Annotated in this window: 8 protein-coding genes; 3 read left to right on the top strand and 5 right to left on the bottom strand. The window is 40.2% G+C overall.

Annotated features, from left to right (window positions below):
* Positions 1-26: 26 nt before the first annotated feature.
* Together HP439_RS06630 and HP439_RS06625 are read right to left on the bottom strand one after the other, a co-directional pair.
* Positions 27-2,423: an ABC transporter permease gene (locus tag HP439_RS06630; protein WP_172389557.1), complete on the bottom strand. Its 2,397-nt coding sequence runs from the start codon at positions 2,421-2,423 to the stop codon at positions 27-29.
* Between the two features lie 33 nt (positions 2,424-2,456).
* Entirely contained in the window at positions 2,457-3,710 is a 1,254-nt protein-coding gene (locus HP439_RS06625) for an efflux RND transporter periplasmic adaptor subunit (RefSeq protein ID WP_172389556.1), read from the bottom strand.
* A 358-nt stretch (positions 3,711-4,068) separates the two neighbouring features.
* On the opposite strand from HP439_RS06625, the gene HP439_RS06620 reads away from it, so the two are divergent.
* From HP439_RS06620 to HP439_RS06610, 3 genes are read left to right on the top strand one after another with little or no spacing between them, the layout of a single operon-like run.
* Positions 4,069-5,376, top strand: coding sequence for a TolC family protein (locus tag HP439_RS06620; protein WP_172389555.1), 1,308 nt, complete (start codon positions 4,069-4,071; stop codon positions 5,374-5,376).
* Between the two features lie 15 nt (positions 5,377-5,391).
* On the top strand, positions 5,392-6,747 hold the full coding sequence (locus HP439_RS06615; RefSeq protein ID WP_172389554.1) for a sigma-54-dependent transcriptional regulator: 1,356 nt from the start codon (positions 5,392-5,394) through the stop codon (positions 6,745-6,747).
* A 3-nt stretch (positions 6,748-6,750) separates the two neighbouring features.
* Positions 6,751-8,070 (top strand): sensor histidine kinase, encoded by a 1,320-nt coding sequence (locus HP439_RS06610; protein WP_172389553.1) that lies wholly within the window; start codon positions 6,751-6,753, stop codon positions 8,068-8,070.
* A gap of 51 nt (positions 8,071-8,121) precedes the next feature.
* On the opposite strand, the gene HP439_RS06605 is transcribed toward HP439_RS06610, so the two are convergent.
* From HP439_RS06605 to HP439_RS06595, 3 genes are all read right to left on the bottom strand, one after another.
* A complete protein-coding gene (locus HP439_RS06605) occupies positions 8,122-8,865 on the bottom strand; it encodes an NIPSNAP family protein (RefSeq protein WP_246229291.1) in 744 nt (247 codons plus the stop codon).
* A 347-nt stretch (positions 8,866-9,212) separates the two neighbouring features.
* Positions 9,213-10,910, bottom strand: a complete 1,698-nt coding sequence (locus HP439_RS06600; RefSeq protein WP_216657783.1) for a RagB/SusD family nutrient uptake outer membrane protein — start codon at positions 10,908-10,910, stop codon at positions 9,213-9,215.
* Positions 10,911-10,936: 26 nt separating this feature from the next.
* Positions 10,937-13,406 (bottom strand): SusC/RagA family TonB-linked outer membrane protein (locus HP439_RS06595; RefSeq protein WP_172389551.1); only part of this gene is annotated, 2,470 nt, incomplete at its 5' end.

The raw sequence follows: 13,406 nt of genomic DNA, 5'->3' as shown, positions 1-13,406 counted from the left end.
TTGTTAAATTAATTGTAATAATGGAATTATTCGTTTCGTAACGAATTTACGGGATTCATTTTTGCGGCCTTGATTGATGTCCTACCAGCCGTTAGAAGGACCAAAACTAGTGTTATTAGAGCTGATAGCATAAAGATCCACCAGTCTAGTGATATCCGGTATACATAGTTATCTAACCATCGGGAAATGATAAGCCAGGAAATAGGAAAAGCGATTGTTATGGAGATGAACACAGGAACCAGAAAATCTTTTAAAATCAAAAGAACTATACCGTAAACAGAAGCCCCTAAAGTTTTTCGAATTCCGATTTCTTTCAGTTTAGTCTCCGTTGTGAATGTAATTAGACCCGCTAGCCCCATGCAGGATAATAGAATAGCGAGAACAGAAAACACTGTTATTAGTTGTGTACTTAAGATATCTTTTTTGTACAATCGGTCAAAGGCTTCATCTAAAAAGAAGTAACTAAAGTCGGTTTCTGGATTATATTTTGTCCATAGCTTTTGTACTGCATCTAACGCTACATCGGCATTGCCCGGAGCAGCTTTTACATACATGCCACCTAAAGCATACCCCATTCCCATAAACAATATGCAAGGCTTGATCTCGGTTTTTAAATCGTTAAAGTTGAAATCCCTTGCAACACCCGCAATGGTTAATTCGCGTTGATGGAATTGAATAGTTTTTCCGATAGGGTCTTTGATTCCCATTTCCCTCAAAGCAGTTTCATTAATGATTGCGTAGCTGCTGTCCGCAGCAGTTCCTGTAAAGCCGATCCCTTCCGTAAGTCGTATGTCCATTACCTCCGTGAAGTTTCGATCAATACTTACCTGTGTAATAAAGAAGTTTCTCTGATCTTGAGATTTACCTGCCCAACTGATATCTGCGGTTTCTGATCCGAAATTACTGAGATCACTACTCGCTGCCGTTACCCCTCGAATTCCAGATTGCTTCTCTAACTCGTTACGAATAGCATCGTAATGTTCGAGAAAATTTTTTTGTTCAAACAGGAACACGTTCTCTTTGTCGTATCCAAGATTTTTTTGCCGCATGAAATCTAGTTGATTTTTAAATGCTATTGTCGATACTATCAGAATTACGGTGAAAGAAAATTGGATAACGACTAAAAGCTTACGTACGTTTTGTTTACTGCCAAGGGGAGTTATTTCAGTCTTGAGTAAGTTTACGACCTTATTGCGTGAGAAGAGAATCGCAGGGTAAATGCCCGCGAAAATGAACGTTGTGGAAAAAGTAAGCACGAATATTATATATATGTCGTTTGAGAGAAAATCTATAGCCAAGTTTTTTCTGGACAACATATTAAAGATTGGCATTGAAAGATTGGCTAATGTGATCGCAAAAAGTAGCGCTATAAAAAAAATAATACTCGATTCGACGGTGTATTGGAAAAATAGGTCTTTTCTGCTTGCCCCTACTATTTTCCTTAAGCTCATCTCTCGGCTTTTTTTCGTCATCTTTGCAGTTACCAAATTGACATAGTTCATACAGGCAATTAACAGGATGATAAAAGCAACTCCTGAAAACGTGTAAACTAACTGAATACCGTCTGCTCGTCCATTTGGCTTATATAGTTTTGATTCGGTTATTCGCTGTAGGTGGTAGCTGAAATCTCGATAGAGGCCGCTGCTTGAAACAGAAGTGTCGAGGTTGCCGAATTGTTTCTTTTGCATCCACGTTAATTGATCCGCAACTTCATGTTGATCTGCGTCTTTATGTAATAGGAAAAACACATCGTATTGAAAGTCTCCCCACTTATCTTGAAGGTTTTCACCTGTGATATCCTGTAATAGGCTTATGGGTAATATGAAATCTCCATTCAACGAGCTATTTTCGGGAAAATCGTCGATGACACCTGATATAACAAAATGCTCTTTATTTGTTTTCAGAATCCAATCCAATTGTATCTCTATGGTTTGCCCTAGCGGATCCTGCTTACCGAAATATTTTTTTGCCAGTGATCTGGTAATGACAAGAGCTCTTTCAGATGAAAAGGGCTGGTTTACGTTTATAAACCTTGATGGAAGATCGAATAACTTAAAAAACGAGTCATCGGCATAAATACCTACCTCATCAAATTTTAAGTGGCCATTTCCGAAGGACATCTTAGGTGTGGATATCGCACGGCAGGCATCCGCCACCGCCGGAATTTCTTTTTTTCCAAATACCGCGATCGGTGAAGGCACGGAGTAATTGAATTTTTCACTATTGGTTTCAAACTGTGCCGTCAATTGATAAATTTCGTCGGATTTGCTGAACTTAGAATTGTAAGTCAGCTCATCATTAACCCATAAAGAAATTAAGACGACGGAAGCCAAGCTTATTCCTAAACCCACAATATGCAATAGAGCAGATTTTTTGTCGCTAGTGATGGCGCGGAATCCGAATTTGATATAGTTTTTTAGCATTTCAAATTTAACTTAATTAAAAATGAGTTTATTTTACTTCCTTATATTCAATTCTTGAATTTTGTCATATGTATCATAGCTTGACACGATTACTTTATCTCCGGGTTTTAATCCATTTAAAACCTCAAAATATTCCGGATTTTGTCTGCCGACTTGTATGTCGGTACGATAAGCTGTATTACCGTCTTTATCTAGTTTAAAAATCCAATTTCCTGCTGTTTGCTGATAGAATCCGCCTCTCGCTAGTAAGATCGCCTTTGTTTCATCACTTAATGCTAAGCGGATCGTAAGCGTTTGACCGCGCCGGATGCCCTGCGGACGTTCACCAATAAACTCCATATCAACTTGAAACCTACCGTCTTTTACTTGGGTATATACTTTCTTAATTTTTAAATCATAGGATTTATTACCGATTGTAAACTGACCTTGTAGATCTGGAAAGATTCGGTTAATATAATGTTCATCGATGTCTGCTCGGACTTTGAACCCTGTTAACACATCGATCTGACCTAGTCTTTCCCCTGGGGTTTTGTTTTGTCCGATTTCTGCGTCAAACGAAGTTAACTGACCGTCCACTGGTGCGCGAAGGATTAAATCACCAACTTTTTTTCGCATTAGTTCCAATGCATTTTGGGTACGTTTATACGTTTCGCGGTCCTGATTCAGCTTTTGATTTGTTGAGACTTCGTCCTGTTTCAGAATTTGCTTGGTCAAGTTAATACGTTCTTTTTGGTAATTATATTCGTTTAAAGATTTTTGATATTCTTGTGAACCAATTGCTTTTTCCGCTAGTAACTTCTTATTGAGATGGTAGATTCGTTCTGCTTCTTTGTACGCTTGCTCTACGTCTGCCATTTGGTTTCTATTATTTATGGACACTTGTTGCGCGTTGGTCTGTGCTATTTGGGCCTGTGTTAACAAGTTTAAAACTTCTGTTTCTTGTTGTATCAAACTTAGTTCCATATCGGTATTGGAAAGCCGCATAATAGGTTCATCTTTTTTAAGTTGAGCGCCGTCCTCTACAAATTTTTCCTCTACTCGACCGCCTACCGATGCGTCCAGATATATACTACTAATGGGTAGCACTGTTCCGTTAATTGGGATGAATTCTTGAAAGGTATCTTCTTTAACCTCATATATTGAGATCCTTTCTGCATCGACATTTAGTTTGCTGTTTCCACTAGTATAATAGTAACTGGCAGATATCAAGGCGATTATAGCCACAATTCCTGCTAAAGTTAGAATCCGTTTTGTATTCCACGTCTTTTGTTTAATCGGTCTGTCCATCTACGTCAATATTCAAATTTGACTATTCTGTATACAAGGTTATGCCAAGTTTGTAAGTGATTGTTATCTAATTTGTTATTCGTATTCAGTTGCGCGCCACTGTCCGAAACTGAACAGTATATGTGCGGTGGCGAACAAACGCGTATACGACAAAAATGGATAACAGAAAATGAAGGTAATTTGCAATTATTAATGGGCTATTCATGTCGGTATATTTATTATAGATGGGTGTTCATAAGCGAACAGTAGCCTGTTCGACATCGAACAATTTCAGTATTGTGGAAACAGCAATTAATTGAAAGTAAGCGTGTTGTTTGTTTGGCACGCCCTGTGAAATGTAGCATGAAATACGTTTTAGATGAAAAGTAATTTACTTTATATTGTTTGTTTAGTTTGTAGTTTAGTTAGCACGGCGCAAGGACAGGGTAATTACCTGTCTTTAGCCGATTGCGTACAACAGGCCGTCCGAAATAATCCATCACTTAGAAGAGACGAGCTGAACGTTGACCGTACTGAGCTAGCAAGAAAACAGGCGAAGTATGATCGATTACCATCTTTGAGCGGTGGTATCTCGCATAATATCTCTCAAGGCAAAACCATAAACCCGACGACTAATCAATTTATTGACAACAATAACAGTTCTGGGAGTCAGTCTCTGAATTTAAGTGTTCCAATTTTCAATGGTTTTTATATCCTTCATAACATACGGATGAAATCCAACGCATTGGATGCGGGAAAGCTAGAATATGACGGGGCGGTGAATGATATGAAATTAGATGTAATCGAGGCGTACGTGAAAGTATTAACGGCACAAGACATGTTGAAACAGACTGAGGGGCAACTGAGTGTGACTAAGGAACAGCTGCATAGAAACGAAGTTTTGAATAGAGAAGGAGCCACCAATCCAGGTGATTTCTACGATATCAAAGGTCAATATAGCAGTGACCTTAATAATGTTGAGTTAACGCGGCAGACACTGTATACCGCGCGGGTCGAATTAGCTGGACTGATGAACGTAGATGTGCAGCATTTAGGCGAGTTGAAACCCATCAATATGTCTCAAGAAGTTAAAGCGACCAATGCCGAATTACTGTTTGAACAATCCATGAATTCGCTGCCCCAATTTAAAGCATTGGATTGGAGAATCAAGGAGATGGAGGCCGGAGTAAAACTTGCAAAATCTGATCTGTGGCCCAGCCTTTCTCTAAATGGTGGGATGAGTTCGAATTATAGTAAAGGAGAAGGCGCCGTATTTACACAAATTAAGAATAACTTGAGTAAAGGGATTGGCGTAACGTTATCGGTTCCTATTTTTAACAAATTTAGGGTTCGGACACAAGTGAGATTGGCCCAAGTATCGTTGAACGAAGCCCAACTGAACCGGGACATTCTTATGAATGATCTGCGAATGAAAACGGCGCAAGCCGTATTTGATTTGGCTACCTCCCGGAAAAATGTGCTAAATCTACGAAATCAAGAGCAAAGTTATACGGAGGCCTTTCGAATTGCAACTGTTCACTTTGAGTCAGGAAACAGCAATTCGGTCATTTATTTGACAGCTAAAAATAAATTGGACGCAACGCGTAGTCAATTAATAATCAGTCAATATCAATGGTTAATGCAAAAATATGTGAACGATTATTATGTTGGTTCTTTAGATTTATAAGTAACTTAGCTTGAAATGAAAAAAGCGACCATTCTAGTTGTTGATGACGACCAAGATTTATTAATTGCCACACGAATTTTATTAAGACCCAATGTAAAGGAAGTGTTAGTAGAACATAATCCTGAACGATTGATGAATATCTTAGAAAAGAATTCAGTTGATATCGTTTTATTGGATATGAACTACAAGAGCGCGATTAATACCGGTAATGAAGGCCTGTTCTGGCTGTCACGAATAAAGGCACAATTTCCGAAAGTTAATGTAATCATGATTACAGCATATGGCGCGGTGGACCTCGCCGTTAAATCCTTAAAACAGGGAGCATCAGATTTCGTTGTAAAACCTTGGCTAAATGAGCAACTTCTAAATACAATCAGCGACATTTACGCGGAAAATAAACCAAGTAAAAGCGAACGGTTTGCTGAGAATCCTCGCGAGCAGAATGGTATTGTAGGCCAATCTGCGATTATGGAGGATCTACAATACAAATTGGATAAGATTGCACCCACGGAGGCTAACATATTGATATTGGGCGAGAATGGAACGGGAAAGGATTTAATCGCGAATGCAATTCATCAGCGCTCAAGGCGAGCCAAAGAAGCTTTTGTGAAGGTTGATGTCGGTTCGTTAACGGAGACATTATTTGAAAGTGAGCTTTTTGGATATAAAAAGGGAGCCTTTACGGATGCTCGCGAAGACAGAAAAGGACGGTTTGAACATGCCGATAACGGGACGTTGTTTTTGGACGAGATTGGTAACATTAGTTTACAACAACAGGCCAAATTATTGAGTGTGTTACAAAATAGATCAGTCGTGCCTCTGGGGTCTAGTCAATCTGTTCCCGTTGATATCCGTTTGCTATCGGCAACAAATGTCCCCTTGCGTTCCCTGGCAGATGAGAATAGATTCCGTAAGGATTTGATATATCGTATAAACACGCTAGAAATTCAGGTTCCAGCATTGCGTGAGCGGGCAGACGATATTCCGTTGCTTGCAAATCATTTTCTAAAGTTCTATAATGCGAAATACCACAAAAATATCACAGGTATCGAATCAGACGCGCTGATAAAACTAAGGAATTATCACTTTCCAGGAAATGTTCGAGAATTACAGTATAGTATTGAGCGAGCAGTGATTATGTCAGAGCAACTTTCTATCCATCCTGAGGATATTCTGTTTTCGCCAATAGAACAGCAAGCCTCAATGCAAGTACCAGGACCGGAGGTTCCTTCTCATAACTTGGAAGAAATCGAACGAAAAGCCATCAAATCAGCAATTGAGCGCTATAACGGTAACATCAGCAAGGCCGCTAAAGAATTGGGGCTTACTCGTGCTGCGTTATACCGTAGGCTAGAAAAATATAACCTATAATCGATGACTCGCCACGCCTTAACGGATTTCTTCAAGATGTTATTACTGGTGATATTTGCAGTAGGTGTAGCTTTTCTGCTATTTAAAAGCTATTATTTATATGCCGGATTCGCCTTTTTCTTTTTAGTTCTAATCGCTTACCGCTGGCTCTCTATCCAACGATTGCTGTTAAGACAAATAGTTGAATTTTCGGAAGCAGTAAAATATCGTGATTTTACGCGCCGCTTTGTGATAAAAAGGCGGAGATCTGTCGAAGGGCAACTGTATACGGCTTTTAACCAGATCAATGAGGTATATAAAAGTATTAGTATCGATCAAGCTTTACAGCAGCAATACCTGAATAAGGTAATTAATATGTTAGATACAGCAATTATATTTTATCATCGTGATTCAGGTAAGATCGTATGGCTGAATGATGCTTTTAAAGAGCTATTTCAAGTTCCTCATTTGGGTAACATAGAAGGAATGAAGAAAAAACTCCCCGAACTTCACCAAATGACAATGCAACTGGAAGTTGGAAAGCATCACATGGAAACCGTTCATTCCAGCAAAGGAAAAATTAAGCTATATATGCAAAGTTCGGGATTTGAGACACAAGACGGTGCGTTCCGGATTATAGTCTATCAGAATATTAATGAGGCGATTGATGAAACAGAGACGAAGGCATGGCATAAGTTGTTGAGAGTTTTGACTCATGAAATTATGAATTCCATAGGCCCTATCAGCTCTTTAGCGGAGACCTTACATGACCGACTGGAACATTGGGAGGGAAAGCAGGATATTGAAGATCTAAAGGTTGGGATTTTCACTATCAGACGGCGAAGTGAAGGATTGTTGCAGTTTGCCAAAAGCTATAGGTTGATAAATAAGGTCGACCAACCCCAGCTGTCGGAGATTTCGGTGGTCCAGTTATTCGAGAATATTTATAAGTTATTAGAACCGAACTTGATACAGAAGAATATTGATGTAGACATTATTATTAAGAATACGAGATTGATCCTCCGCGCGGATCTTAATCTTTTGGAACAGATTCTTATCAATTTGCTGCTAAATGCAATCGAGGCCGTGAAGGAAATTGAACGGCCTTATATTAGTATGTCAGCGATCGATTCAAAGGGCCATATTCAATTAAAAATTCAAGATAATGGAATCGGGATGTCTGCGGAGATTCAAGAACAAATATTTACACCGTTCTTTACGACCAAGAAAACAGGTACGGGAGTCGGGTTAACCTTGAGTAAGCAAATTATGTTAATGCATAAAGGCAACATCTTTGTCGACAGCAAAGAAGGTCAAGGTAGCACATTCACCTTACAGTTCTAAACATGTAGCGCCAGCTTTAACTTTCTACAGGAGTGTGTGATAACGCGTTATCTAAAAGTCTGAATAAGACGTAGGCATGCAAAGAATTGTCACGTTTTTAGAAACATTATTTTGATATTGAGGCAATTCACTCATCGCCTTGTAGGGTGGGCCGAAGGCTTTCCAATGGGCTTCCCGATCTGCCATATCCTCAAAACAAGTTAGATACATCAAGTTTGGCATAGTGCTCCCCGCAATGACCTGACCATAGAAAACGGCATTGAAATTTAGGTTTTCGAAAATGTCGATTTCACCATTGTTAAACATATCAATTTTGTTCGCCGAAAGCTTCTCAGTCGGTCCCTCATAACTTCTTAGTTCGTAGACTCGTTTAGCTTTGTCAGAATTTAATTTCGGAATCGACATATTTGGCTTACTTCGAAAGGCTTTCATTAGAATTGACTCTATCCTTAAAAAAGGGGGAGCATCATGTTTAGCTTCCAAATAGGGTTTCCCTTTTTCAAGATATTGATCATCTTTTAGTAGGTCTGCATCCAAACTTGCAAAGTTCTCAAGATTATTACTCGTGTACAAGACGTATATTAGTTTATCATCCTTTTTCGCGTTATCCAGCGGTTTGAATACACCTACTTGTTTAAATCCTAATTTGTGCATCGCCGGGATATAAGCCTCTTGTAAAAACTGGTCAATCGTCGCTTCTTGTTTAGAGGTTTGAAAATGATAAACTTTCAATTGAAAATAAGAAGTTTCGGAGTTCGCATAAGATAGGGTTGTACTTCCGATTAGAAGTGCCATAAGGAGAATCCCTAAGCGAGGGTTCAAGAAATTGAGCAACGTCATTGTTAAGGTGGACTAATGTTTATAGTTTAAGTTGTTGTCACTATAGAAGGTGTATTGTGATGTATCATGCAATCAGGCATAACCTCCGATAGTTAGGTAAATATAGCGAAAATTTCCGTTAGTAAGAATAAGAAAAGACGGGAACTATCAATAATGATATCAATATGAAATCCAATTCTATTTGGAAACTCTCAATTATTTAAATGCGATTGTTCAGTGCTAAAAACTCGGTAGAATGGTCCCTAGAAAAGAAAAAGGGAGAACCAATTGTTTGCCTCTCCCTTTTCCTATTAAAGATACGTCTAATTCTGTTTTAAAATACCGTTGCTACGGTCGATCTCTGCCTGTGGAATAGGCCAATATTTGTCGTTATCGCTGAAAGTTAGCCCTTTGTAAGAAGGAAGGAAACTTCCCTCGAACGTAGAATACGCTTCAATTGTTTCTTTTGCAATGTCCCATCGTACTAGATCAAAAAAGCGGTGACCTTCTAATGCAAGCTCTAACCGTCGTTCGAATCTTACCGCGTTTCTAGCATAGGTTTGGTTAGGGAACGACGTGTATGGTTTAACGACGTAGTTTGCTGCATTCGCTCCTGTTGCTGTTTTCTTTGGAGCAAGATTCGCGGCACGGTTTCGCACATCATTTACCAGTTTAAGAGCTTCAGTCAGATTCCCAGCTTCTACTTCACATTCTGCAGCCATAAGCCAAACATCAGCTAAGCGGATAATATTGACATCCAGTCCCGTTACATATTTCTCCCCTGGGGCGGTCTCGTTAGCGAATTGCGACTGTGGAACCATTGTTTTAATTCCCACAAAAGGGCCCGCGTAGTTTGCGTCACGAATCCATCCGTTACCGGGCATAATGCCGTAATCTAGATAAGAAACACCCCTTCGTCCTACTGTATAATCTAAACGTGGGTCAAATCTTAAAGTTACATCCAGTCTGTACGAAGTATCGGCTTTACCGAGATCTGATTTGTAAGGATCTTCCCTGTAATCACCATTCAGCATAGGTAATCCATCGGCATCAGTTCGATAAGCATTTACAAGGTCAATTGTCGGTTGGAAGAATCCGCAGCAACCAACTGGAGAACTTCCATACAAGCCCGATAGCATGTCACCAACGTTCGCATTGTCGGACGAACCGTTGTCATTTATAGCATGCTTAGATACAAATATTGTCTCTGGGCCGTTTTCTTTTGTCACGTCGAAGTTATTCCAGAACGGCATGGCTACAAGATCTTTCCCCGCCATGACTTCCTTGAAAAGAACTAACGCTTCTGGGAACTTCTTTTGATATAGATATAGTTTCCCTAGATAAGCCTGTGCCGTCGTTTTATCCATTCGACCGTGCTCATTGTTAATTTTCGTTTCCGGTAAATTATCGATAGCGAATTTAAGATCCGCTTCGATAAATGGTAATACGTCTTGATCGTTGGCAATAGTCTCTGCTTCTTCTGCGCTTACTTCCTCAGTTATGATAGGGACATTTCTAAAAACGCGCCACATAAAAAAGTAATAATGAGCACGTAACAGTCTTGCCTCGCCTTGTATTTGGATTGCACGTTCCGCTGTAATTTCTTTCGCCCCCGCTTGATCATTCGCTAAAAGTTTCAATGTATTATTACAACGTAGGACACCTTCGAAATATACTTGCCACATTGTGCTTAAATTATCGTTGGTACTGATTGTTCCGTACGTCTCAATCATATTCATTGGTGTCTGATCGGTTAATTCCGATCCTTTGTGCGCATTGTCCGAGGGTAATTCGCCAAAGACCCACTGACTAGGCGCTGAACCATAATTTCCCCAAGTTCCGCTAACGTTCCCATTCAGAATGCTGTACGCGCCGATTAAGGCTCCTTCTACACCGTCCGAATTTCCTACTTGTGACTCAGCGAGTTCCCCTTGCGGTAGTTTCTGTAAAAATTCTTTCCCACAGGAGCTAGCTAATAACATTCCAGCACCTAAAAGAATTATTAATTTATTTCGTTTCATGATCGTTCTTTTTAATTGTTTTCCGATTAAAATCCTAGATTAAGCCCAAACGTATATTGACGTGCTTGTGGATAGGCTCCAAAGTCAACACCTAACGCTGGGTAATCTGAAGGTGTCGCAGTAACCTCAGGGTCTAGACCTTCATATTTGGTGATTGTGAACAAATTAGTCACACCAAAATAGACCCTAAACTTGCTAAAGGAGCTCTTTTCGCCGAACAATTTATTTGTAGGGATGTTGTAACCGAGTTGTAGATTTTTTAGCTTTAAGAAGCTGCCGTCCTGGACATAATAAGACGAAGTTGCATATTCTAAGGCGCTAGTCGACTCGTTAGGGTTCGCAAGAGACGGGATATCGCTTCCTCTGTTCGTTTCGCTCCATGAATCTAATAACCTTGTGCTTTTTTGCCCTTTGAATACGCCGAAATCCGTAAAGTAGCGTGTTGCTTCATACAAATCGTTGCCTTGCGATCCATAGAAGAAAAGAGAAAGATCGAAGTTCTGGTATGCAGCGTTTACATTTAATGAATAAACAAAATCCGGGTGCGGACTGCCGATTATCGTTCTGTCTTCCGGAGTAATCTCACCATCGCCATTGATATCTGCATATTTTAAACCGCCTGGTCTAGCATCGGCGTATGATGCCGAATTTTGAATGTCTTCCGCACTTTGGTAGATACCGGCCACTTGGTAGCCATAAAAGGCACCAAACGGATCTCCTTTTCTGAGAATCGATGTCTCCATACTTCTAAAGGCGCCATAATTTACTTGGGTAATTGACGGAGCAAGCGAAACAACTTCGTTTACGTAACGAGAGATGTTGGCAGTAAGATCTAAGGTAAAGGGTGACTCTTGACGGTGTCCGTAATGATAGCCCAAAGATAGCTCGATCCCGCTGTTACGCATGTCCCCGACATTTTGATAAGGAGGAGTTGCACGTCCAGTTGCTGCTGCTGGTAATGGCACTCGAAAGAGCATGTCGGTAGTCTTTTTATCAAACCAATCAAACGATCCGTCGAAATCTCCGTTAAATAAGGTAAAGTCAACGCCTAGGTTTAGAGCTTTTACCTGTTCCCATTTTATGTCTGGATTCGCGTAGGAGTTGTGCCATATACCATTTACAACGCCTTCGTTGATTGGGTAGGACGACTGTGTTAGTGAGGCTAAATATCTATCTAAAAACTGCGAACTTGGAATGCGCTGGTTACCCGTGACACCATAACCGGCACGCACTTTTAAATCTGTTAACCAATCGGCATCCTGTGCGAATTCTTCTTCGGAAATACGCCAAGCTCCACTTACTCCTGGGAACACTCCGTACAGGTTTTGTTCACCGAAGTTTGAGGAACCGTCACGGCGCAAAGTTAGGCTTAGTAGATATCTATCTTTGAAAGCGTAATCAGCTTTACCCATAATGGAAAACATCGTGCCGATAGAGCCTACTCCACCGTTATTGAAATTCGTGCTACCCGAATTTAAATACAGGTAGTCAAGATTGTTCATGGTAAAATAGCCATTTCGAGAACCGCTAATTTCGCGATTACGATTTTTTATTGCTTCAGTACCGACCATAACGTTTAAACTATGATCTTCGCCGAGCTGCGGTTTATAGTTTAACGTATTTGTCCATGTCCACTCGGTAGTGTAACCGTGATATTCACTCATCCCGTTGTTGAAGTTACCCTCCGAGAACTCCGGATTGGGGTAGGTGTAACTTACACCATTATAATTATCATATCTTAGCCCGTAGCTAGTTCGTAAGGTTAATCCATCGAGAATGTCATACTCTGCAAAGGCATTTCCGAAAAAGGTGTTGTTACGATTGACATTATCTTTACGGCGATAAGCCATTGCTACTGGGTTCTCTCCATTTCCATGATCATTTCCGAATGAGCCGGCAAAATTTCCTCCCTCATCATATACCGGTATAATATTCTGGATTCGGTAAGCAAAACCTAACACCGAACCTTCCCCAATATAATTACCAGCAGTATTCGTGTTTACCCCCATACCGTATCCTTCAGTATAAGTATACGACATGTTTTCTCCAAAGCGGAATTTGTCGTTGAATGCTTTGAACTGTGTATTGGTACGGACGCTATAACGTCTAAATCCAGTGTGAATCATCGTTCCTTTTTGGTCTAAATAGCCCCCAGAAAAAGCGTAGGTCGCTTTATCAGTACCGCCATTAGCCGCCAACTGATAAGACTGTATCGGTGCGGTTTCGGTTAGCTCATCAAACCAGTTTGTTCCGGCTTTGTTCGCCTTTGTTATTTGATAATAGGAAGCCCGGTCTTTTGCGTTGTAATTATACTTACTCATATCAACATCCTCTGGAGTGATATCCCAGTTAGATTTCGATCCTGCGAGTAGATAATCTTGTAATTCCAGATTTGTACCGTTAAACTTGTTGTCGTAATCGAGAATCTGCTGTGGTGTTAACATTTTTGGAAAAGCACCTTTGTTGGGTACTCCAGCGCCAGCGTATGCGTCGAAA

The organism is Sphingobacterium shayense, assembly GCF_013179575.1.
In the GTDB taxonomy this organism is placed as follows: Bacteria; Bacteroidota; Bacteroidia; order Sphingobacteriales; family Sphingobacteriaceae; genus Sphingobacterium; species Sphingobacterium shayense.
This window is presented reverse-complemented; position numbering and strand designations above follow the sequence as displayed.